Origin of the sequence: Gordonia sp. UCD-TK1, from assembly GCF_001691435.1 — a bacterium.
GTDB lineage: Bacteria > Actinomycetota > Actinomycetes > Mycobacteriales > Mycobacteriaceae > Gordonia > Gordonia hongkongensis.
The window spans coordinates 56,333-78,531 of record NZ_LZMP01000008.1; the positions used below are offsets into that span (position 1 = coordinate 56,333).

19 protein-coding genes are annotated in these 22,199 nt (G+C 68.6%); 8 read left to right on the forward strand and 11 right to left on the reverse strand.

Going from position 1 to position 22,199, the window contains the following annotated elements; all coding sequences use genetic code 11:
• Positions 1–3: 3 nt before the first annotated feature.
• Complete coding sequence (locus A9310_RS06725; RefSeq protein WP_065629924.1) at positions 4–690, forward strand: PIG-L deacetylase family protein; 687 nt, start codon at positions 4–6, stop codon at positions 688–690.
• Positions 691–1,190: 500 nt separating this feature from the next.
• On the opposite strand, the gene A9310_RS06730 is transcribed toward A9310_RS06725, so the two are convergent.
• Positions 1,191–2,909 (reverse strand): GAF domain-containing sensor histidine kinase, encoded by a 1,719-nt coding sequence (locus A9310_RS06730; RefSeq protein ID WP_065629960.1) that lies wholly within the window; start codon positions 2,907–2,909, stop codon positions 1,191–1,193.
• 171 nt (positions 2,910–3,080) lie between these two features.
• Between A9310_RS06730 and A9310_RS06735 the strand changes: the two genes are divergently transcribed.
• Positions 3,081–3,728: a response regulator transcription factor gene (locus A9310_RS06735; protein ID WP_065629961.1), complete on the forward strand. Its 648-nt coding sequence runs from the start codon at positions 3,081–3,083 to the stop codon at positions 3,726–3,728.
• Positions 3,729–4,110: 382 nt separating this feature from the next.
• Here A9310_RS06735 and A9310_RS06740 read toward each other — a convergent pair whose 3' ends face one another.
• From A9310_RS06740 to A9310_RS06760, 5 genes are all read right to left on the reverse strand, one after another.
• A complete protein-coding gene (locus tag A9310_RS06740; RefSeq protein WP_065629925.1) occupies positions 4,111–5,085 on the reverse strand; it encodes a L,D-transpeptidase in 975 nt (324 codons plus the stop codon).
• Between the two features lie 558 nt (positions 5,086–5,643).
• On the reverse strand, positions 5,644–6,936 hold the full coding sequence (locus A9310_RS06745) for a PhoH family protein (protein ID WP_065629926.1): 1,293 nt from the start codon (positions 6,934–6,936) through the stop codon (positions 5,644–5,646).
• A 342-nt stretch (positions 6,937–7,278) separates the two neighbouring features.
• Entirely contained in the window at positions 7,279–8,145 is an 867-nt protein-coding gene (locus tag A9310_RS06750; RefSeq protein ID WP_065629927.1) for an acyl-ACP desaturase, read from the reverse strand.
• Between the two features lie 43 nt (positions 8,146–8,188).
• Positions 8,189–9,496 carry a serine hydroxymethyltransferase gene (gene glyA, locus A9310_RS06755; protein WP_065629928.1) on the reverse strand — a complete coding sequence of 436 codons (1,308 nt, stop codon included), beginning with the start codon at positions 9,494–9,496 and terminating at the stop codon, positions 8,189–8,191.
• Between the two features lie 51 nt (positions 9,497–9,547).
• On the reverse strand, positions 9,548–10,780 hold the full coding sequence (locus A9310_RS06760) for a DUF885 domain-containing protein (RefSeq protein ID WP_065629929.1): 1,233 nt from the start codon (positions 10,778–10,780) through the stop codon (positions 9,548–9,550).
• A gap of 97 nt (positions 10,781–10,877) precedes the next feature.
• On the opposite strand from A9310_RS06760, the gene coaA reads away from it, so the two are divergent.
• Positions 10,878–11,819 (forward strand): type I pantothenate kinase, encoded by a 942-nt coding sequence (gene coaA, locus A9310_RS06765; RefSeq protein WP_058250729.1) that lies wholly within the window; start codon positions 10,878–10,880, stop codon positions 11,817–11,819.
• Here the strand turns inward: coaA and A9310_RS06770 are convergent.
• Together A9310_RS06770 and A9310_RS06775 are read right to left on the reverse strand one after the other, a co-directional pair.
• Complete coding sequence (locus A9310_RS06770; protein WP_065629930.1) at positions 11,791–12,300, reverse strand: carboxymuconolactone decarboxylase family protein; 510 nt, start codon at positions 12,298–12,300, stop codon at positions 11,791–11,793. The two genes, coaA and A9310_RS06770, sit on opposite strands and share 29 nt — an antisense overlap.
• A complete protein-coding gene (locus tag A9310_RS06775) occupies positions 12,297–13,076 on the reverse strand; it encodes an SDR family oxidoreductase (protein WP_065629931.1) in 780 nt (259 codons plus the stop codon). Before A9310_RS06775 ends, A9310_RS06770 begins: the two co-directional genes overlap by 4 nt.
• Before the next feature lie 82 nt (positions 13,077–13,158).
• Between A9310_RS06775 and A9310_RS06780 the strand changes: the two genes are divergently transcribed.
• Positions 13,159–14,622, forward strand: coding sequence for a PLP-dependent aminotransferase family protein (locus A9310_RS06780; RefSeq protein ID WP_065629932.1), 1,464 nt, complete (start codon positions 13,159–13,161; stop codon positions 14,620–14,622).
• A 27-nt stretch (positions 14,623–14,649) separates the two neighbouring features.
• Here the strand turns inward: A9310_RS06780 and A9310_RS06785 are convergent, their stop codons facing one another.
• Entirely contained in the window at positions 14,650–15,432 is a 783-nt protein-coding gene (locus A9310_RS06785) for an isoprenyl transferase (RefSeq protein WP_065629933.1), read from the reverse strand.
• Positions 15,433–15,546: 114 nt separating this feature from the next.
• On the opposite strand from A9310_RS06785, the gene A9310_RS06790 reads away from it, so the two are divergent.
• From A9310_RS06790 to A9310_RS06805, 4 genes are all read left to right on the forward strand, one after another.
• A complete protein-coding gene (locus A9310_RS06790; protein ID WP_065629962.1) occupies positions 15,547–16,215 on the forward strand; it encodes a hemolysin III family protein in 669 nt (222 codons plus the stop codon).
• Between the two features lie 59 nt (positions 16,216–16,274).
• On the forward strand, positions 16,275–16,826 hold the full coding sequence (locus A9310_RS06795) for a hypothetical protein (RefSeq protein ID WP_254661188.1): 552 nt from the start codon (positions 16,275–16,277) through the stop codon (positions 16,824–16,826).
• A gap of 93 nt (positions 16,827–16,919) precedes the next feature.
• On the forward strand, positions 16,920–18,500 hold the full coding sequence (locus A9310_RS06800) for a PepSY domain-containing protein (RefSeq protein ID WP_083207282.1): 1,581 nt from the start codon (positions 16,920–16,922) through the stop codon (positions 18,498–18,500).
• Positions 18,501–18,620: 120 nt separating this feature from the next.
• A complete protein-coding gene (locus tag A9310_RS06805) occupies positions 18,621–20,270 on the forward strand; it encodes an alkaline phosphatase (RefSeq protein WP_065629935.1) in 1,650 nt (549 codons plus the stop codon).
• Positions 20,271–20,353: 83 nt separating this feature from the next.
• On the opposite strand, the gene A9310_RS06810 is transcribed toward A9310_RS06805, so the two are convergent.
• Both A9310_RS06810 and A9310_RS06815 read right to left on the reverse strand, forming a co-directional pair.
• A complete protein-coding gene (locus tag A9310_RS06810; RefSeq protein ID WP_058250736.1) occupies positions 20,354–21,442 on the reverse strand; it encodes a 3-deoxy-7-phosphoheptulonate synthase in 1,089 nt (362 codons plus the stop codon).
• Between the two features lie 249 nt (positions 21,443–21,691).
• The gene (locus tag A9310_RS06815; protein WP_065629964.1) at positions 21,692–22,138 is read right to left on the reverse strand and encodes an Lrp/AsnC family transcriptional regulator; all 447 of its coding nucleotides are present in this window, start codon (positions 22,136–22,138) and stop codon (positions 21,692–21,694) included.
• Between the last annotated feature and the right edge of the window lie 61 nt (positions 22,139–22,199).

Below are 22,199 nucleotides of genomic sequence, written 5' to 3' on the forward strand. Positions count from 1 at the left end.
ACCGTGACGGCGCAGCTGCTCCCCTTCCCCACCGACTGGCAGACCGCACTCGTGCTCGTCGCCCACCCCGACGACCCCGAGTACGGGATGGCGGCGGCCGTCGCCCGCTGGACCGGCGAGGGCCGCCGCGTCGTCTACGCGCTGGCCTCGAGCGGCGAGCGGGGCATCGAAGGTCTGCCACCCGCCGAGTGCGGCCCCCTGCGGGAAGCGGAGCAGCGCGCGTCCGCGTCGATCGTCGGCGTCGACGAGGTGGAGTTCTGGGGGTTCCCCGACAGTGACATCCGCAACGTGCCGGAGTTGCGGGACAAGATCACCGAGACCGTCGAACGGGTGCGTCCGCAGGTGATCGTCTCGCTCTTCGGTGGGCCTGAGTGGGCGCCGGGCATGCCCAACCAGCGCGACCACATGGAGTTCGCCGCGGCGGTCCTCGAGGCCTACGACGCCCTGGAAGCCCCGCCGTCGTGGTTGTTCGAGAACGGTCCGGCGGCGACCCACGGCGTCGAGGTCGAGGCACAACTCGACGCGGCCGTTCGAGCACTCGCCGCCCACGACCGCTACCTCTCCGTCCTCGATCCGGACACCCCGGTCCTCGACCAGGCGCGGGCGCAGATCGAGATGGCGACCGCGCCGCGGGACGGCGATGCCCGTCATGTGACCGGCTTCGAGCTCAAACGGGGTCGGCCCGCCTGAGACCCCCGCCGCGCATCAGCAGCGGCAGCGGCGACGTCCCGACGTTTCCTTGGCCCCCCGGATCGGTGACCTTCGGCCCCTCCCGGCGGGCGCGACGCCGGTGGATGGTGTGAGGGTCAATTACTCCGCACACCGTTCGGTGCAAGCTCTCCCAGGGGGACCGTCATCACTCTCACGGCCGTTCTCGTCGCTTTCCTCGCCGCATTCGCCGTCTGCGCGGTCATCGGATTGTCCGTGTGGCTGCTCGTGCTCTTCGGAGTGCTCACCGGACTCCAAACGGTCGCCTGGCTGACCGAGCGCATGTCGGCATGGCGACTACCGGCCGAAGCGGACACCCCCTAGTGGTGTGTCTCGGAAATAAGCGACTGGTCTCCGGCGCTCGATCGGCGCCTGGCTGCGTTGTCGTCGGTCGAGATAGCTCCGCTATCCCTCCCTCCTCCGCCTTGCCAGGCCACCGATCGCTCCACCGGATACCGGCCACCTATTTCCGAGGCACACCACTAGAGCTGCGCCGACCACCGCAGCGCGAGACCGCCGCCCAGCGGCGTGGTCGTCGTGAACGCCCCGCCGGCCTTCTCGGCCCGGAGCGCGAGGTTGGCCAGACCGCTCGGAGTCACGTCCGCCGGCAGCCCGATGCCGTTGTCGATGACCTCGACGACCAGCTCGTCGGCGACCGTGATCGACACCGTCACCGTCGTGGCCCGGGCGTGCTTCACGACGTTGCTGACCGCCTCGCGTATCACCGCGACGACGTTCTCGGCCAACGGGCGATCGACCACGGACAGCGGACCCGAGGTCCGCACGTGCATCTGGATCGGCAGGTCGTCGATCTGCTGGTCGATGACCTCCTGCACACGCTGGCGCAACCGAGTGACGGTCATGTCCTCCGTCTGCAGGTCGAAGATGGTCGAGCGCACCTCCTGGACGATGTCCTGGAGGTTGTTGATCGAGCGGGTGAGCCGCGAGCGGATATCGGGTGAGTGGGTGCGCTGTAGCGTTGCCTGCAGGCTGAGCCCCTCGGCGAAGATCCGCTGGATCACGTGATCGTGGAGGTCGCGCGCGATACGCTCGCGGTCTTCGAGCACGCGCATGTGGTGGGCCTGCATCGTCGCGGTGGCCAACTGCATCGCGAGTGCGGCCTGGTCGGCGAAGTCCGCGCTCAGTCCCAGCAGATCCCGGGCGAACGGCTCCCGCCCGTCGGCCCGCATGGCGATCAGCACTCCCCGTGTGGAATCGACGGTGCGCAGCGGGGCGGCCATGACCGGCCCGTAGCGCGTCGAATCGCCGACGTCGTATTCCAGGTGATTCCGGAGCACGGGCCGGCGCTGGACGAACGCCGTCCCCGAGGTGGACCCGGTGATGGGGATGCTCTGGCCGCGGAAGACTTGTCCGTCTTCTCCCTCGGCGACCGTGATCACCAGTTCGTCGATGAGCTCCACAGGCTCCTCGGTGTCGTGGGGCTCGGCGATGAAGACCAGGTCGGCATCGGCCAGGGTCAGCACCTTCCGCGCGATCTGCTCGAGGACGTCTTGATGATCGGCGCCGGTCAGCAATTCGGTCATCACGTCGCGGTTGGCCTCGATCCAGGCCAGCTGGTTCTGCGCCTGCGCGTAGAGCCGGGCGTTGTCGATCGCGATCCCGGCAGCCGAGGCCAGTGCCTGGATGACCACCTCGTCGTCCTCGGTGAAGACGCCGCCGTTCCTCTTCTCGGTCAGATAGAGATTGCCGAAGACCTCGTCGCGGACCCGGATCGGCGTGCCCAGGAAACTCGTCATCGGCGGGTGGTTGGCGGGGAAACCCACCGATTCGGGGTGCTCGGACAGGTCGGACAACCGCAGGAGCTCGGGCTGGTCGATGAGCTGACCGAGGACGCCGCCACCGGTGGGCAGGTCGCCGATCAGTACCCGGGTCTCGGCGTCGATGCCCTGGGAGAGGAACGCGGACAGGTGATGCCCGCTCCCGAGCACGCCCAGCGCCCCGTACTCGGCGTCGACGAGACGGATCGCCGACGCCACGATCGATTCGAGAGTGGTTTCCAGATCGAGTCCGGAACTGACGACCAGCATCGCCTGCAGGAGCCCGTCGGTCTGATCGCGTACGTCGGCGATCTGGCTGATCCGTTCGGAGACCTCGTCGAGCAGTTCGCGCAAACGCATCTGCGACAGCGCTTTCTGCAATTCGAGCGATCTCGGATCCAGTTCCGAGAATTCGGAAACCATGTACCGGATCATAGTCAGGTTCATTTCCGGGTGCTGCACTTCGGGTTCGAACGCGGTTTCGCTCGGGTTGGGACACGAGCGATGACATTTGGTTAGACCTGCACACATTCGTCGAATTCGTCCGGCCCGTCCTACAATCCGATTCAGGTGTCCGATCCGGAGGGAGACGGCATGATCAGGGTTTTCCTGGTGGACGACCACGAAATCGTCCGACGGGGACTCGTCGAGTTGCTCGACTCCGTTTCCGAGGTGGAGGTCGTCGGCGAGGCCGCCACCGTCGCGCAGGCGCTCGCGCGCATTCCCGCGGTGTCTCCGGATGTCGCCGTACTCGACGTCCGGCTTCCGGACGGCAACGGCATCGAATTGTGCCGTGAGCTTCTCAGCAGAGTGGACGGCCTGCGTTGCCTCATGCTGACCTCACTGACCGACGACGAGGCGATGATGGACGCCATCCTGGCCGGCGCCAGCGGATACGTGATCAAGGACATCACCGGGATGGAACTGGCGCGGGCGATCGCCGAGGTGGGCGCCGGCCGGTCTCTGCTCGACAATCGCGCCGCGGCGGCGTTGATGGATCGGTTACGCGCCCGGCAGGACGCCGCGGAACCGGCGGACGACGGACTCAGCGAGCAGGATCGGACGCTGCTGGCCCTACTCGGCGAGGGCCTGACCAACAGGCAGATCGCCGCGCGGATGCATCTCGCCGAGAAGACCGTCAAGAACTACGTCTCGCGACTGCTCGGCAGGCTCGGCATGGAGCGTCGGACCCAGGCGGCGGTGTACGCGGCGAAGACCGCGAATCGCGACCGACGACGCTGAAGCGCCACGCGTGGGGTCGATCGAACGATGTGTCATTCGACTCTTGAGATCTACATCACATAAGCTGACACTGAAATGGTCGCTCGTCCGACTGGGAGGGCTCTCGGAGGAGTGCGGCCCGACGCTCGAACAAGTGACAGAGAAGGTCCATCGAGATGACAGTTGTTTCCGCATTCGTGGAAACCGGGACTTCCCCCTCCGACCGGCACTGCGGCAGTTGCGGACGCGCGTTCGCGATCCGTACGCCGCTCCGCCAGTCCGATCTGGACGATCTCGCCCGGGTCAACGGGTGGCACATCAGCACCGAGGCCACGTGGTGCCCTGGCTGCCGATGTGCCCGGATGAGTTTGTCCGACGTTCGAGGCCGGCCCGACCGGACCGATCAGCCCGCCTGACCGCCGAGCCCGAAGAGGGCCGGAACCACGCCGACGAGCTGCGAGAGCAGACCGGTCAGGACGTCGGCACCCGGAACACCCGAGGTGGTGGGAGGCGTCGTCCCAGGCGTCGTGCCCGGAGCGGTTTGAGGGGTTGCTCCGGGCGCGTCGCCCGCGGGTGCACCCTGGTTGACACCGATGGTGATCTTCGGATTCTTGGCCGGATCAAGCCACACGAGGATCTGTTTCATCAGCTCGCGTTCGATCGCGACACAACCCATGGTCGGTTCACCGTTCGTCACGTGGAGGAACATCGCCGACGCCCGCCCCGGGGTGCGTTGCGGGTTGTGCGCGATGTTGACCGCGTAGTCGTAGACCGGTCCGGAGTTGTAGAGGTTCTCACTGTCTCCGCCGGGGCTCTGCGGCTGACGCACGTGCGTGTTGTAGGTCGGCGACTTCATGTTCGAGTCCCACCAGTCCTGCTGGTCGACCTTGCGATAAGGCATCTTGGTCCCGGGATTCTCCGCACGGCCGAAGGCCTGGTCGAGCGGGAAGGTGCCCTGCGGGGTCCGGTGGACGTTGTCCTTCGGCTCGCCCATGCCCAGCGATCCGAGGTAGGCCTCCGTCGGGCCGATGACGGGTTTCCAACTGCCGTCGGCGCCCCGGTCGAAGGCCGTCAGGGTGGCGGTGGTGTCGGACGCCTTCGGCGCGGTCACGACGATCATCTGGCTCGTCGGCCCACCCGCCCCGGGTACACCGGCACCGCCGGTGCCGTCGTCCGACCCGGTCCCACCGGCGAGCTGGTCGAGAATGCCGTCGAGCAGCGGCATGCCCGACCCGGGCGTCGTTCCCGGACTAGGCGTGGTGGACGTCCCCGGCGTGGATGTCTCGGGTGTAGTTGTCTCTGGGGCGGCGACCGACTGCCCGGCGCCGCCGACAACCGCGGCGAGCACCGCGATCACCAACAGTCCCAGTAGTCTCATTCGCCTCATCAGTAACTTCTGCACCATGCCAGTCTGACAGTGCGCAAGAGACCATGAGTCACGTCCTGGTCACGGTGCGGTTCGGATCGGGTGTCGGCGACGAGTCGGTCAGCGTATGGACAGAAGCCGGATTCACTCGGTCGAGGTCGATTTCTCGATACGAAAAGACAGAATTGCCATGATTCGAGATGCAGTACAAAAACGCATTCGACGAATTAATCTGAGAAATGGGTCGAATTCTCTTGGACTTTGTTTGCGCGTTTGTTATCAGATCATTACTGTTGCGAACGACGGCGTCGAATAGAGGCGGCCGTCGAAACGGATAGCCATTCGATTAAGGGAGAACAATGACATCCTTGGAGAACGTCGAACTGCTCACCGCCATCGTCGACCTCTTGAATTCGCTCCGCGACTTCACCCCGATCGAACCGCCGACCGCCTGATCTGACACACGAGGGCCGCGTCGACTCCCTTCCGGAGTCGACGCGGCCTTCGAGTATCCGGCGGCGAAATCCCCACGGCCACCGAGTAACTGGAACCCAGAGGTCGGCGCCGGCGCTACGGCGCGAACTCCTCGAGCATCTCGGTCACGAGTGCGGCAATCGGCGACCGCTCGCTGCGGGTGAGCGTGATGTGCGCGAAGAGCGGGTGTCCCTTCAGCTTCTCGATGACCGCGGCGACGCCGTCATGGCGGCCCACGCGGAGATTGTCACGTTGCGCGACATCGTGTGTCAGCACCACGCGAGATCCCGACCCCAGGCGGGACAGGACGGTGAGCAACACGTTGCGTTCCAGCGACTGCGCCTCGTCGACGATGACGAACGAATCGTGCAGCGACCGCCCGCGGATGTGCGTCAGGGGCAGCACCTCCAGCATGCCGCGGCTCAAGACCTCGTCGATGACCTCCGGCGACGCGAGCCCCTCCAGCGTGTCGAAGACCGCCTGCGCCCACGGACCCATCTTGTCGGACTCACTACCGGGCAGATAGCCGAGCTGTTGTCCGCCCACGGCGTACAGCGGGCGGAACACGACGACCTTCCGCTGGGTACGCCGTTCCAGGACCGCTTCCAGTCCCGCACAGAGCGCGAGCGCCGATTTCCCGGTACCGGCCTTGCCGCCGAGCGAGACGATCCCCACGCTCTCGTCGAGGAGCAGGTCGAGGGCGACACGCTGCTCGGCCGACCGTCCGTGCAGTCCGAAGGCCTCGCGGTCGCCGCGGACCAGTTGCACCCGCTTGTCCGGGTTCACCCGGCCCAGGGCACTCGACGTGGCGCTGAGTAGCCGAATACCGGTGTGACACGGCAGTTCGCGTGCCTCGTCGAGGTCGACGACGCCCTCGGCGAACAGCGTGTCGACCGTGGCGGTGGCGACATCGAGTTCGGTCATGCCCGACCACCCCGAGACCACGACATCCTGCGCGTGGTACTCGTCGGCGGCCAGGCCCACCGCGCCGGCCTTCACCCGCAGCGGTGTGTCCTTCGAGACCAGGGTCACGTCCTTGCCCTCGGCGCGCAGGTTCAGTGCACAGGCGAGGATCCGGGAGTCGTTCGAGTCGGTGCGGAAGCCGGCGGGCAGCACAGCGGGGTCGGTGTGGTTGAGCTCCACCTGGAGGGTGCCGCCCTCGTCGCCGATCTCGAGCGGCAGGTCGAGCCGGCCGTGTTCGAGTCGCATGTCGTCGAGCATGCGCAACGCCTCACGCGCGAACCAGCCGAGTTCGTGGTGGTGACGTTTGCCCTCGAGTTCGCTGATGACCACCAGTGGCAGCACGACGTGGTGTTCGGCGAAACGCATGACCGCCCAGGGATCGGACAGCAGCACGGAGGTATCGAGGACGTAGGTGCGTGTGGTCACGTGGGGCTCCTACGTTCGTGCGGCTCCCGCACAAACCAGTGTTGGTCGACCGGCCGGTCCAGTTGTCCGTTGTCCCGGTGTCAGCCGAGGTGGACGAGGACCGGGGCCGGCCCCCTCGCGTTGCTCGCACAAACCACGAATTGAACCTCCCGAACGAACCGCTTCCCCGCGGTCCGTCACTCGCCAACGTACGCGCGAAAATCGTTGGCGGCGCGCCGGAATCCGGTGTGTCGGCGTGAATTGTGGGTAAACCGCCGTATCGTTTCCACCGGAGACGCAACACGGCGCCACCAGGACTTTCGTCGTCCCGGTGGCGCCGTGTTCGTACTGGGGCGCGAGTCGTCAGCGGCCGGTGCGGGCGAGGATGCGGGTGCGCGCGGCCTCCGCCTCCTCACCGAGACCGGAGACGGTGTCGAGCTTGACCGCGTCGGCCAGGGCCGCCGCGATGGCCGCCTTCACCTCGGCGTTCTCGTAGTCGGCGATGAGTGCGCGCTCGGCGTCGAAGTCGGCGATGTCGTGGCCGATCGGCTCGTCGAGGGCCAGCGCCCGGTCGATGGCGAGGACGGTGGCGTCCTGGTCGGCGACAATGCCGGCGTTGAGGAACGCGCCGAAGGTGGTGGCCTGGCCCTGGTCGTCGTTGGAGATCTTCGTCAGGATCTCCACGAGTGCCTCGTCGCCGGCGACCGCCGACAGGCGCTTGATGAAGTGGACGCACTGGTTCTCGTGGACCGCCATCAGCGCGAGCACGTCGAGCGGTCCGAGTGGCTCGACCTGCTCCGGCGTCTGCCGATACCCCTGCGTGACGTGGATGCGACGGCGCTCCTCGGCGTCCACCGGATCGATCGCGCGCCGGACGACGAGGTAGTCGCGCAGGACGATCGCGTGGCGGTTGTCCTCGGCGGTCCACACGCCCACGAGCTGTCGCCAGTCGGAGAAGGCCGGGAAGTGCTTGGCCAGCACCCGGTGGTACGATGGCAGGTTGTCCTTGGTCAGCAGGAGGGCGAGCAGTCCCGCACGTGCCTCATCGGACAGGAAGGCCTCCGACGGATCGAAATCCGCTCCGCCGAGGAACCCGAAGTTGCGTCCGTCGTCCCACGGCACCCAGTCGTGCGGATTCCACGGCGTCGCGGCCGACTGGTGGTCTTCGGCGATCTCGGGAAGAGCCTTCTCGAGCGCGATGATCAGGTCGTCTTCAGTGAGGGCGTTCATCGCTGAAAGGATACGGACGCGCCGCCGGGACAGGCAATCCAGGTCAGATCCGGCTCATCAGGCCCCACTCCTCGAGACCGTCGTAGAGCGGGAAGTCGAGGGCGAGCTTGGACACGCGACCGCGCAGGGCCGAGACGTCGGCGGCGTCGCCGGCCGCGAGCGCGGTGGCGATGATGTCGGCGACCTCGGTGAACTGTTCGTCGCCGAAGCCGCGGGTGGCCAGTGCCGGGGTGCCGATGCGCAGGCCCGAGGTGACCATCGGCGGCCGCGGATCGAACGGCACCGCATTGCGGTTGACGGTGATGCCGACCTGATGCAGCAGGTCCTCGGCCTGCTGGCCGTCGAGTGCGCTGTTGCGCAGATCGACGAGCACGAGGTGGACGTCGGTACCGCCCGTCAGGACCGAGACGCCGGCCCCGGCCACATCCGTGCCGTTGAGGCGTTCGGCGAGAATCCGCGCCCCGGACAGGGTGCGCCGCTGGCGCTCGGCGAATTCGTCGGTGGCGGCGATCTTCAGGGCCACCGCCTTACCGGCGATCGCGTGCATGAGCGGTCCGCCCTGCTGACCGGGGAACACCGCCGAGTTCAGCTTCTTGGCCCACTCCTGCTTGGCCAGGATGATCCCCGAACGCGGGCCGCCGAGGGTCTTGTGCACGGTCGAGGACACGACGTCGGCATGCGGGACCGGCGACGGATGCAGGCCGGCGGCGACGAGACCGGCGAAGTGGGCCATGTCGACCCAGAGGTGGGCGCCGACCTCGTCGGCGACGGAGCGGAAGGCCTCGAAGTCGAGCGTGCGCGGGTAGGCCGACCACCCGGCGACGATGACCTTCGGTTTCACGTCGAGGGCGATCTTGCGCACCTCGTCCATGTCGATGCGGAAGTCCTCTTTGCTCACGCCGTAGAAGGCGTTCTCGTAGAGCTTGCCGGAGAAGTTCAGGCGCATGCCGTGGGTGAGGTGACCGCCGTGTGCGAGGTCGAGACCGAGCATGGTCTCCCCCGGTTCCATCAGGGCCTGCAGCACCGCGGCGTTGGCCTGGGCACCCGAGTGCGGCTGCACGTTCGCGAAATCGGCACCGAACAATTCCTTCGCCCGGTTGCGGGCGATGTCCTCGACGACGTCGACGTACTCGCACCCGCCGTAGTAGCGACGCCCCGGGTAACCCTCGGCGTACTTGTTGGTCAGCACGCTGCCCTGGGCCTGCAGCACCGCGCGCGGTACGAAGTTCTCCGAGGCGATCATCTCGAGGGTGTCCCGCTGCCGGCTGAGTTCACCGTTCATGGCGGCGGCGACGTCGGGGTCGAGCTCGGCCAGGGACATCGAGTTCAGGGATGACGGGTTCGCGGTCATGCCCCGATTCTAGGTACCAGGCGCCGGGAGCGAAGCGAGCGGGCCGAGTGTCTACAGCAGTTCGCGCCGCAGACTCGCCGGGATGAGTGGTTCGTCGAGCAGGCGTCCGAAGGCGGCCGCGCGGTCGTCGGCCTGCTCGAGCCACGCCTCGAGCAATCGGTATCCCTCGACGTAGGTGCTGATGTACGCGCGCCAGAGCGGCGAGGTGAGGAATCGCAGCATCTGTCGGGCCCGTTCCTCGGGTGCGAGAAGCCAGCGCCGGAGATGTTCGGCGACGGTGTCGGCGTCGGCGTGGCGGTCGTGCAGCAGCAGCGCGGCGTCCTGACGAACGCCGAGGAGCCCGGCGGTGGCGCGTCCGACGCCCATCGCCCGCCCGGCGTCGAAGCGGAGTCCGAGGTCGGCGTAGATCTCCTGTGCCCACGTTCCCCACTCGGGACCGACGATCGCGGCCAGCGCGTGGTCGGCGAGGCCCTCGGCCATCAGGCACTGCGGGGTGTTGACCAGGAAGATCGACTGCTCGTCGTGCCCCGCGCCGACGAGCAACTGCTCTTTACGGCAGTGCTCGGTGTGGTGACCGGGGTAGGCCTCGTGCGCGATGAGCGCGGGCAGGGAGGACATGTACTGCGTGAGATCGGCGTTGATGGCGACGCGTGAGCGATAGTTGCCGAGGTAGTAGTTGAATCCCGACCACGGCTTGTCGGTGACGACCTCGAACTCGACGATCTCGTTGTCCGGCAACGGATATGCGGACCGAACTCGTTCGCGGAGCGCGCCGCTGAACGCGCGGACACACTCGTCGACCCGCTCGGGCGGGATCTCGTCGGCACGCCGATGCCCGGCGTAGATGTCGCGGAGCTCGTCGCCGGTGGCGCCCGGGACGCCGAGGGCCTCCGCCAGGTCGGCGTGCGCCCGCCGATACCGGTCCGGATCGGCCATCGCGATGTCGACGTCGAAGTAGGCGCGGACCTCGTCGACGAATCCGACGTCGTCGCCGGCGAATTTGCGCGCCGAGCACTCCAGCGCGCGCAGGTGGGCGCCGATGAACTCGGCGCGCGCCGCGTCGAGAGCACCGGGCAGGTCGGCGAGCAGCCCGCGCGCGCGGTCGGCGAGCCGGGCGGGATCGGGTGCGGACGCGTTCTCGACCTCCGCCTTCAGCGCGGGATCGCCGGTGTAGGCGTCGACGAAGCCCCGTTCGAGGCGGTCGAAAGCGAGGCCGAGGCGGAGGTACTCGGCCACCAGCGGGTCCGAGGCATGGTCGGTGTCGGCGACGGTCGGGGACGGCATACCGGCAGGCTACCGATCGACGCTGTCACACGTCGCCCTAAGCTGTACGCATGATCACTCCGGGAGCGGCGGAACCGACATCGGCGGAGCTGCCCTGATGGCCCGCAACGCCACCGATCGGGATCCCAGTCTGTACCTGGAACTCGACCGGAGGCAGTGGCGCGAACTCCGCGAGTCGATGCCCCTGGTCCTCAACGAAGACGAACTGGCCGAGCTCGTCGGCCTCGGTGAGCAGATCGACCTCGACGAGGTCGCCGACGTGTATCTGCCGCTCTCTCGTCTGATCCACCTGCAAGTCGCTGCGCGGCAACGGTTGTTCGCCGCGACCTCGACCTTCCTCGGTGAGCGGCAGACCAATCGGCAGGTGCCCTTCGTCATCGGGATCGCGGGCAGTGTGGCGGTCGGGAAGTCGACGACGGCCCGCGTTCTCGCCGCCCTGCTCGCCCGCTGGGAGTCCCACCCGAAGGTGGACCTGATCACCACCGACGGTTTTCTGCTGCGCACCGCGGAGATGCAGCGTCGGGGCATTCTGCACCGCAAGGGATTTCCCGAGTCGTACGACCGCCGGGCACTGCTGCGCTTCGTCACCGAGGTGAAGTCGGGTGCGCGGGAGGTCGCCGCGCCGGTCTACTCGCACCTCGCCTACGACATCGTGCCCGACGTCTATCACTATGTGCGCCAGCCCGACATCCTCATCCTCGAGGGCCTCAACGTGCTCCAGACCGGAGCGACGCTGATGGTCTCGGACCTGTTCGACTTCTCCATCTACGTCGACGCCAAGATCGACGACATCGAATCCTGGTACATCTCGCGCTTCCTGCAGATGCGGACCACCTCGTTCGCCAACCCGGACTCGCACTTCCACGCGTACGCGTCGCTGACCGACGATCAGGCGACCGCCGCGGCCCGGGATCTGTGGACCTCGATCAACCGTCCGAATCTGATCGAGAACATCCTGCCCACCCGGCCGCGGGCGTCACTGGTGCTGCGCAAGGACTACGACCACTCCATCAACCGGGTGCGCCTGCGGAAGCTCTGACCGACGATGCGGCCCGGCGTTCGTCGAGTCCGGCCGGGTACCCGCCGGCCAGCGCGATGCGGTTCCACGCGTTGATCATCACGATCGACGCGACCAGCTGACCCATCGCGGCGGCGTCGAAATGGGCTCGTGCGGAATCGAACACGTCGTCGGGGACACCGTTCTCGCCGATCAGCGTGACGCTCTCGGTGAGAGCCAGCGCCGCCCGTTCGGCCGGGGTGAACGCCGATCCGGCCTCCCGCCACGCGGCGATCAGCATCAGTTTGTGCGGGTCGATGTCCTTGGCGAGGGCATCGGAGGTGTGCATGTGCAGGCAGTAGGCGCACCCGTTGAGTTGCGAGGCCCGGATGACGATCAGTTCGGCGAGTTCTGGGTCAACGCCGGCCGACGATGCCCGCTGCAGCGCCACGAGGGCCTTGTACACGGACAGATTGTCCTGCGGTATCCACATTCTCGTCGCGGGCCGGGCGGCGGCGCTCATCGCCGTTCCCCGGCATTCGCACTCTCGCGACCGGCCAGCCACCCGTCGAGCGTCGTCGACGTGACGACGTCGGGATCGGCGGGCACGAGTCCGCCCCCGCGGATCGCCGGCCCCCCGAACCGGACGCCGAATATCCATCGTGGTGAGCCGGTCTGCGCAGCAACCGCTTTCGCCACATCGACCAGGTCCATCTCCACCGGTCCGCTCACCTCGATCGTCCGCTTTCCGGTCGGCCCCGCGGTCACCACGTCGGCGACCGCCACGGCCACGTCGGCGACAGCGGCCGGGGCGCACCGCATCCTGGGCACCGCGGCGATCGGACCGAACCCCATCGACGACATCATCTGCTCGGCGAGCTCGAACCACTGCACCGACGCCAGGATGGTGAGTGCCGCGGGGTCGACGACCTCGCCGTAGGCGGCCTCCTGTGCCGCTTTGCCCTGGTAGTAACCGAATTTGGCGTTGACCGCCGGATCGCCGGCGTTGACGATCGACACCACGACGACGTGCGCGACGCCCGCCGTCGTCGCGGTGCGGCCGATCTTGGTCGCCGTGGTCTCGAAGAAGTCGATCGCCTCCTTCGCCTTCAGCGTCTGGAGACTGAGGCAGTCGACGACGGCGTCGGCACCGTCGAACGCCGCCGCCAGACCCGTTCCGGTGTAGGCGTCGACGCCGGTCGCCCGGCTGGCGCGCACCACCTCGTGGCCCCGCTCGACGAGCAGGTCGGCGACCCGACTTCCCAGCGCACCGCTGGCACCCACGACCACGATCTTCATCTCGTTCCTCCTCAAGGACGGACAGCTCTGTGTTGTGGGTTTAGGCTATGCCGCAATTAGCTCGAGAAAGTGGTCCAATCCAATGGCAGAAAAGCGTGTCAATTCGACGGCGGATCCCTGGGCCGAAGTGGCCGAGCGGCTGGGCGCGGACCTTTTCCTCGACCTGCAGCCCGATCCGGGCGCGGGTGCCCGCGGGCGCGGTGCCACCCTGCGCCGGGCCCTCACCGAGGCGCTGCGCTCGGCCATCCTCGACAACCGGCTGCCCGCGGGCACCGCATTGCCGCCGTACCGATCCCTCGCCGCGGACCTCGGTCTCGCTCGCGGCACCGTGTCGGCGGTCTACTCCGAACTGATCGCGGAAGGGTGGCTGACCGCGCGCCAGGGCTCGGCCACCCGGGTCGCCGACGGTGCGGCACGGCCACCGGCCATCGACGATTCCGGTGCGTCCACCGCCTTGCCGGCCCTGCGTCACGACTTCTCGCTGGGACGACCCTGCGCCGGGATGTTCCCGCGCAACGACTGGATCCGCGCCACCCGACGCGCCCTGACCGAGACCCCCGACGACGCCTTCGGACCGGCTCACCCCCGCGGGCGCCTCGAGCTGCGGAACGCCCTCACCGGTTACCTGGCCCGCACGCGGGGTGTCCGCACCGCACCGGACCTGATCGTTCTCGGGACGTCGGTGCTGTCGGCACTGGAGTTGTTGGCGCGCACGGTGATCGGTGGTGTCGTCGCGGTCGAGAGCCACGGTCTGCCCTTTCACCGGCACGCCCTCGAGCGCGGCGGCGCGCGGGTCGTACCGGTGCGCATCGACGCCGACGGCATGGTGATCGACGAGCTCGAACGCACCGGGGCGGCCGCGGTCGTGCTGACCCCCAGCCACCAGTTCCCCACCGGTGTCGCACTTTCGCCGGCGCGCCGGATGCAGGTCGTCGACTGGGCGCGGCGGACCGGCGCGGTCATCGTGGAGGACGACTACGACGGCGAGTTCCGCTACGACCGCGAACCGGTCGGTGCGTTGCAGGCGCTCGGTCCCGACGTCGTCGTCCACACCGGTTCGTTGAGCAAGAGCCTGTCGCCGGCGGTACGCGCGGGCTGGCTGGCCACTCCCGCCCATCTGGTCGAACCGGTGTTGCGCGGCAAGGGGTTCCGTGAGGCCGACGCGAGCATCGTCGACCAGCTCACGCTGGCCGAGCTGATCGGTTCCGGAGCCTACGACCGGCACATCCGGCGCAGCCGTCAGGCCTACCGGACCCGACGCGACGCGTTGGTGGCGGCCCTGACCGGGATCGGACTGGAACTCCCCGGCATCGCCGCCGGACTGCACGCGTTGATCCCCGTCGACCATGCCGACGAGGGAACCATCGTCCACCGGGCCTACGAACGCGGAATCGCGGTGACCGGACAGTCCCTGTTCCGGCATCCCGACGCCGACCCGCTGCCCTCCGGCGGGATCGGCGTCGGCTTCGGCACTCCCGCGGCGTCGACCTTCGGCGCCGATCTCACCGCATTGACCGGGCTCCTGGCCGACTCCGCCGCACGCTGAACCCGGCGCGGATCGACACCGGCGGAGTCACTTGCCGAACCGCCGGCTCCGCGCGGAGTAGTCGCGCAAGGCGCGCAGGAAGTCCACCCGACGGAACTCCGGCCAGTAGGCGTCGGTGAACCAGATCTCCGAATAGGCGCTCTGCCACAACAGGAATCCCGACAGCCGCTGCTCTCCGGAGGTCCGGATCACGAGATCCGGGTCGGGCTGACCCTTGGTGTAGAGATTGGCGTCGATCGCCTCCACGGTGACCGCATCCACCATCTCGGCCGCAGTCGCCCCGGCGGTCACCTTCTCCTCCAGGAGTGCGCGAACCGCGTCCACGATCTCCTGGCGCCCGCCGTATCCGACGGCGACGTTGACGTTCATCCCTTGCCGTTCGGCGGTGCGGTCGGCGGCCGCCCGCAGACGTCCGGCCACCGGCTCGGGCAGTGCGTCGAGGGTGCCGACGATGCGGATCCGCCACTCGCCCTCGGGCGCGGAGATCTCTTCGACGATGTCCGGCACGATCTCGAGGAGTGCGTCGAGCTCGTCCGACGACCGGTTGAGGTTCTCGGTCGACAACAAATAGATCGTGACGGCCTCGATACCCAGGCCCGCGCACCAACCGAGCATGTCCGCGATGCGCTGGGCACCCACGCGATGTCCGTGGCTGACGTCCTCGAAACCCGCCTCACGCGCCCACCGCCGGTTGCCGTCGCAGATGATCGCCACGTGACGTGGCAGGCGCTCGGTGTCGAGGAGCTGGATGAGCCGCCGTTCGTAGACGGAGAGAACGGGTCGTCGAAGCCGGTCCGGCAGGAGCTTCATCGTCGCGTCGTTCCCGCGTCGTGTCGGCCTCGTGTCACGCAGGACACCTTACGCGTCGGATGGCGGCTTGCCGGTGACGCTGTGGACGCGCGAAGTTACGGTACCGTAGGTTCGGTGAGCACGTTGCTGAACCCGCCGGCCGACGTCCGCCCACGGCTGCGCGGGGTCATCCACCACTACTCCGCCTATGTGGCCGCGGTCGCCGGGCTGGCCCTGGTGATCGGCGCGGCCACGGTCGGCGACCCCGTCGCCGTCGTCCCGTGTGCCGTCTACGCGGTCACCGTGCTCGGACTCTTCGCGATCAGTGCCGGCTACCACCGGATTCCGTGGAAGACCGCCCGCGCGCGGACCCGGATGAAACGTGCCGACCACGCGATGATCTTCCTGTTCATCGCCGGCACCTACACTCCGTTCTGCGCCCTCGGGCTTCCCTCGCCGACCAGCTGGTGGGTCCTCGGCATCGTCTGGGCCGGCGCAGCCGCCGGTGGGACCCTCAAGATCGCGTGGCCCGGCGCACCCCGCTGGCTCGGCGTCACCCTCTACATCGTGCTGGGCTGGGTGATCGTGGCCGTCGCCCCGGCGCTCGTCGGCGAGACCGGTCTGCCCGTTCTGATCCTGCTCGCGCTCGGCGGTGTCTTCTACAGCGTCGGCGGCGTCCTCTACGCGGCACGCTGGCCCGACCCCTGGCCGGCCACCTTCGGCCATCACGAGGTGTTCCACGCCTGCACCGCAGTCGCGGCCCTGCTGCACTACGTCGCCGCCTGGCTCCTGGTGTTGGGCTGACCTGCCCGTTCGCTGACCGCGCGCGGTTCGGGCATGACCGCCGTCGCTATGCTCCTTGCGTGAACCCGGACGTGCGCGCCCTCCACCGCCTTCGCGGTGGGGTCGTCGGCGCGCTGTCGGCGAGCACCGCGGTGGCCGCACACGGGCTCGCGGCCGGTTCTCTCCCCGCCACCTCATCTCTGGTGTTCATGATCGCGGCGTGCACCGTACTCGGCTGGGCGATCGGCGCGACGGCCCGTCGTCGTCCCGGGTGGCTCGGCACGATCGGGCTCCTCGCGGCCGGGCAGGTGCTCGCACACGTGTCCCTCACCGCGCTCGATGCCTCGTCGGCGCACCACGCCGGTGTGAGTGCGCTTGCACACGCGCCGAGCGGGACCATGCTGTTCGTCCACGCGGTGGCGACTCTGCTCACCGCCGCCGCCATCCACGTCGTCGAACCCGCCCTGCTCAGCGTCCTGACCGCGGTCGTCGCACTCATCCGGGCCGTCCTCGACCCGCCCACTGACGACGCGATCCTGCGCGCCCCGCAGGCGACCCACGACGACGCGCGGCCCCGCCTGCGCGCCATCGCCGCTCTCGACACCCGCGGACCCCCGGCCCTCACGCGCTGAGTCCCTACTCCGCCGACCCGTCACCCGACGGGYCGGTCGGTGCGCGTCTGCCATCCCGCCTGACCGCGGTCGATGCCGCGCGCCGTCTTCCGCATGAGAGGCCCACCCGTGTCCCTGTCGAACTTGTCCCGCGCCGGTGAACCCACCGGGCCGCCCGACCCCCGTCCCGAAACATCCGACGACAACCTCACCCCACCAGCCGCCCCACCGGATCGAGACGGCGCTGACCGGCGGGTGACCCCGAACAGCTGGCAACCCCTGCTGCGCCGGTTGCACTTCTACGCCGGCGTCTTCATCGCGCCCTTCTTGATCATCGCCGCCGTCAGTGGCGGGCTCTACGCGATCTCCCCTTCGCTGGAACAGGTCGTCTACCGCGATCAACTCTCCACCGACAGCACCGGCGACGCGCGGCCGGTCTCCGCACAGGTCGAGGCGGCGGCCCGGCTCCGGCCGGACCTCACCCTGTCCGCGGTGCGCCCGGCCGCCGAACCCGGCGACACCACCCGCGTTCTGTTCGACGATCCCTCCCTCGGGGCGTCGAAGCGCCAGGCCGTGTTCATCGATCCGGTGACCCTGAAGTCGACCGGAGAGCTGGTGTCCTACGGCAGCAGCGCGGCGTTGCCGATGCGCACCTGGATCAGCGAACTGCACCGTCACCTCCATCTCGGCGAGCCCGGCCGGATCTACAGCGAGCTCGCCGCCTCCTGGCTGTGGGTCATCGCCGTGGCCGGCCTTGCGCTGTGGATCTCCGCGTATCGCGCGCGCCGGAAACGACGCGCCGCCGACCTGGTCGCCTTCGACCGGTCGGCGACCGGACGCAACCGCACCCGCAACCGGCACGGCGTGATCGGCGCATGGATCGCCGTGGGATTGGTGTTCTTGTCGGCCACCGGTCTGACTTGGTCGAAGTACGCCGGTGAGCACGTCTCCGATGTGCGCACGGCGCTGAGCTGGACGACCCCGACGGTCGACACCTCGCTGTCCGGATCGACGTCCGGATCGGACGGGCACGGTGATCACAGCGGGCACGGCGATCACGGCGGCGCGGACCACGAGCAGCACGTTCCGGGAACGTCCGGCCAGCCGATCGCACAGCTCGACCGGGTGCTGGGCACCGCTCGGGCCGCCGGTGTGGACGGCCAGGTGAAGGTGTCCATCCCGACCGACGCGGACACCGCCTTCACCGTCGCCGAGACCAGGCAGCCCTGGCAGTTCGGCCAGGACACCGTCACCGTGAACGGCACGACCGGCGCAGTCGTCGACGAACTGCGGTTCGCCGACTGGCCGCTCGCCGCCAAGCTGACCACCTGGGGTATCGCGCTGCACATGGGCATCCTGTTCGGCTGGGTGAGCCAGCTCGCCCTCCTGCTTCTCGCGGTGGYGCTCGTCGTGCTGATCGTCCGCGGCTATCAGATGTGGTGGCAACGTCGCCCGCGGCGCGGCGGCGCTGTCGCGATGGGTCGCCCGCCGGCACGAGGCGCACTGCGTCGGGTGCCGGTGGCCGGCACGGTCGCGATCGTGGTGGTGGCCGCGGTCGTGGGCTGGTTCGTGCCGTTGCTCGGAGTCAGCCTCCTCGGGTTCCTCGTGGTCGACGCGGTGCTCGGAATGCTCGCCCGGCGCAAGAAAGACGACACCGACACCAGGAACCGGGCGCGCGGGACGATCAACTCGTGATGACTCGGTAGCCGGACGGCGGGGACCTCGATCCGGGGACGTCGGAGACTTCACCTCCGCATCATGTCCCCGCCGTCTGCAGGTGGAGCCCAGGTCAGGTGATCCTGGTCGGCTGAGGCCATGCGGGGAAACCCGGCCGACGCATCACCGGCCCTTCTCACACCGTCGACCATCCGTTGTCATCCCGACCTCACGCTCCGCGGCGGCACTTCCCGACGCCGCTTCCTCACCTGGTCGGCACTCGTCGCCGGTCTCGCGTTCACGCCCGGCCTCCTCGGCGGCACCTCGCCGGCCCTACCCACATCGGCTCACCCCGCCGGCGTGTTCGGACTCGGGGTGGCGTCCGGCGACCCCCTCCCCGACGGCGTTGTGCTGTGGACGCGGTTGTCGCGCAACCCGTTCGCGCCCGGCGGCGGCATGGGACCACGCCCGGTGCGGGTCGACTGGGAGATCGCCGCCGACGAGTCCATGACCCGCATCGTGCGTCGGGGTACTGTCCACGCCACCGCGGAATGGGGACACAGCGTGCACGTCGATGTCCGCGGTCTCGCGCCCGCCGCCGACTACTTCTATCGGTTCCGCGCGCTCGGCGAGGTCTCGACGATCGGCCGGACCCGAACGGCACCAGCACCTTTCGCACGCGTCGAGAAGATGACGGTCGCCGTCGCGTCCTGCCAGAACTGGTCCGACGGCTACTACCATGCCTACGCCGACCTGGCGGCGCATGCGCCCGACGTGGTGCTCCACCTCGGTGACTACATCTACGAGAAGCCGATCCCGGTTCATGGTGGTGCGAGACCCGATGCGGTGCTTCCTCTCTCGGCAACACGGGAAGCAGTCGACCTCGACGACTACCGCGAGCGCTACGCGCTGTACAAGTCCGATCCCGACCTCCAACTCGCCCACGCGATGGCGCCGTTCGTGATCACCTTCGACGACCACGAGGTCGACAACAACTGGGCCGCAGCGATTCCCGAGGACCAGACCCCACTCACCGCATTCGCGCTGCGTCGCGCCCGCGCGCTGCGCGCCTGGTGGGAGAACACGCCGGTGCGGGTGGCGGCCCGACCGAACGGAACCGTCATCCGCGCGCATCGGCGGCTCGGTTTCGGCGATCTCGTCGACCTCACCCTCCTCGACACCCGCAGTCACCGCAGCGATCAGGCCAACGGGGACAACGACACCGGGCAGAACGCGCGCACCGCGGACGTCTCCCGCACCATCCTCGGCGCCGAACAGGAGCGATGGGTGCTCGACGGATTCGCCTCGTCCCGGCACCGGTGGAACGTCCTCGCCCAGCAGGTACCGATGGCCGACCTCGCCCGAACCGTCGGCTCGACCCGGGCGGTCAGCATGGACGGGTGGAGCGGCTACGAGGCCTCGCGCTCCCGCATCCTCGGCGGCGCCGCCGACCGGGGCGTGCGCAATCTGGTGTCCCTCGCCGGCGACATCCATCGCAGCGTGGTCGCCGACCTCCGGACCTCCTACACCGATGAATCGCTCACGCGCGGCGTCGAATTGGCCGCGACGTCGATCACCTCCGGCGGGGACGGGGAGGACAGCGACGACGGCGACCGCCGCCTCAAGGAAGCGTCACCCCACGTCCGGTTCGGCAACTCGCAACGCGGCTACCTGCTCAACCGGATCCACTCCGATCGGTGGGAGGCCGAGTTCCGCGTGGCGCCGTCGGTACGGTCGCCCCGCGGAACACTGCGTCGTCGAGCACTGATCACGATCCCGGACTCGACGTCTGAGGTCGACGTCGTCTGACGCCGCTCCCTGATCCGAAAGAAYGCCCTGCCCCCTGCTCCCTGAGGAGCGCCCGGAGCTTGCGGAGGGCGCGTCACGAAGGGTCAGCCCCGCGCGAGCGCCGCCAGGACCTGGGCGCTGGCCTCCCAGCCCATGCACTTGTCGGTGACGGACTTGCCGTACACCAGCGGGGTGGCCTCGGTCGATTGCGCGCCGGGCTCGAGGAAGCTCTCCAGCATCACGCCGCTGACGTTCGAGGGCTCACCGGCCTCGCGCGCCGCCCGGAGTCGCGTCGCGATCTCGGTGGCGACCTCCGCCTGACGGACATGATCCTTGCCCGAATTGGCATGCGAGCAGTCGATCATGACCCGGGCGGGCAGGCCGGCCGCGGCGAGCGCCTCGGCGGCCGCCGACACCGACTCCGCGTCGAAGTTCGGGCCGCGCGTGCCGCCGCGCAGGATGATGTGGCAGTCCTCGTTGCCTGCGGTCTCCACCACGGCGCCGTTGCCGAAGTCGTCGACTCCGAAGAAGACGTGTTCGGCCGCAGCGGCTTTCACGCCGTCGATGGCGACCTGGACGTTGCCGTCGGTGCCGTTCTTGAAGCCGATCGGCATCGACAGGCCCGACGCCAGCTGCCGGTGGACCTGGGACTCGGTGGTGCGGGCGCCGATGGCACCCCACGCGACCGCGTCGGCGATGTACTGCGGGCTGGTCGGTTCGAGGAACTCACATCCGACGGGCAGACCGAGGTCGATGATGTCGAGCAGCAACGACCGGGCGGTGCGCAGGCCACGCTCGACATCGAAGGTGTTGTCCATCCCGGGGTCGTTGATCAGGCCCTTCCACCCGACGGTGGTGCGCGGCTTCTCGAAGTAGACGCGCATGACGATCTTGAGTCGCTCGGAGTAGGCATCGGCCAGCGGCGCGAGGCGCCGGGCGTAGTCGATGGCGGCGATCGGATCGTGGACCGAACAGGGCCCGACGATGACGAGCAGCCGGTCATCGCGGCCGGCGAGGATGTCGGCGATCTCGTCCCGGTCGCGCTGGACGGCGACTGCTCGTCGTGCCGAGAGGGGCAGTTCGCTGCGCACGGTGTCGGGCGACGGGATCGGACGGAACGCCCGGATGCGGCGGTCGGAGGTCGATTCGGCGTTGTCGTCGGATCGGATCGGGAGGTCCGGCAAGGTGGTCACGTTGTGTGCCTTTCGAGGTCATGCCCGTGTCGTTGTGGTGACGAGGCATGCCCTGGGTGTGGTCGGAGCCCCGCTCAAATGACAAGAGCAGCGACCGTGGGGTCGCTGCTCGGGCTCCGGGTGTGTCGTGCGCGCGTCAGGTCAACGCATCATCGTGGCCCCACCCGGAGCCTCGATAAAGCGCCAATACGCGCGCACGGTGCTGATCACGACGACCACACTAGCACAACGGTTTCGACACCCCGATTTTCACGGGTGCCCCCGGTCGATCAGCTCGCTGAGCACGAGGATCGACTCTGATCGATCCACCGGGCCCGCCCGCCGGATGCGTTCGAGCGCCTGCTCGAGGTGCCGTACGTCGCGGGCCATCACGCGCAGGACGGCGTCGGCCTGACCGGTGACCGTCGCCGCGCCCACGACCTCCGGTATGGGCTCCCACGCCGCCTTCAACTCGTCGGGCGAGATGTTGCCCCGGCAGTAGACCAACACGTATGCCTCGGTGGTCCACTGCATCGCGTGCGGGTCGACGACCGCGGTGAAACCCCGGATGACGCCGTCGGCGACCAGGCGGTCGACGCGTCGTTTCACCGCGGGGGCCGACAACCCCACCTGCTGCCCGATCTGCTGGTAGGTCGCCCGGGCGTCCCGGGTGAGGTGCGCGAGCACGCTCTCGTCGAGGTCGTCCAGTGTCCGCAACAGACCGCTCCCCTTCGCTTCCATACCGGCGATCCGTTGCGTTCAGACGCAATCGACGTCG

What these genes read in the sequence shown, in the direction of transcription:
- A9310_RS06730 (WP_065629960.1), bottom strand. Translation starts at nt 2,909, where the DNA reads ATGGTTTCCGAATTCTCGGAACTGGATCCGAGATCGCTCGAATTGCAG.
- A9310_RS06805 (WP_065629935.1), top strand. Translation starts at nt 18,621, where the DNA reads ATGCGGGGAAACCCGGCCGACGCATCACCGGCCCTTCTCACACCGTCG.
- A9310_RS06785 (WP_065629933.1), bottom strand. Translation starts at nt 15,432, where the DNA reads ATGAAGCTCCTGCCGGACCGGCTTCGACGACCCGTTCTCTCCGTCTAC.
- A9310_RS06735 (WP_065629961.1), top strand. Translation starts at nt 3,081, where the DNA reads ATGATCAGGGTTTTCCTGGTGGACGACCACGAAATCGTCCGACGGGGA.
- coaA (WP_058250729.1), top strand. Translation starts at nt 10,878, where the DNA reads ATGGCCCGCAACGCCACCGATCGGGATCCCAGTCTGTACCTGGAACTC.
- A9310_RS06775 (WP_065629931.1), bottom strand. Translation starts at nt 13,076, where the DNA reads ATGAAGATCGTGGTCGTGGGTGCCAGCGGTGCGCTGGGAAGTCGGGTC.
- A9310_RS06760 (WP_065629929.1), bottom strand. Translation starts at nt 10,780, where the DNA reads ATGCCGTCCCCGACCGTCGCCGACACCGACCATGCCTCGGACCCGCTG.
- A9310_RS06780 (WP_065629932.1), top strand. Translation starts at nt 13,159, where the DNA reads ATGGCAGAAAAGCGTGTCAATTCGACGGCGGATCCCTGGGCCGAAGTG.
- glyA (WP_065629928.1), bottom strand. Translation starts at nt 9,496, where the DNA reads ATGACCGCGAACCCGTCATCCCTGAACTCGATGTCCCTGGCCGAGCTC.
- A9310_RS06750 (WP_065629927.1), bottom strand. Translation starts at nt 8,145, where the DNA reads ATGAACGCCCTCACTGAAGACGACCTGATCATCGCGCTCGAGAAGGCT.
- A9310_RS06770 (WP_065629930.1), bottom strand. Translation starts at nt 12,300, where the DNA reads ATGAGCGCCGCCGCCCGGCCCGCGACGAGAATGTGGATACCGCAGGAC.
- A9310_RS06740 (WP_065629925.1), bottom strand. Translation starts at nt 5,085, where the DNA reads ATGAGACTACTGGGACTGTTGGTGATCGCGGTGCTCGCCGCGGTTGTC.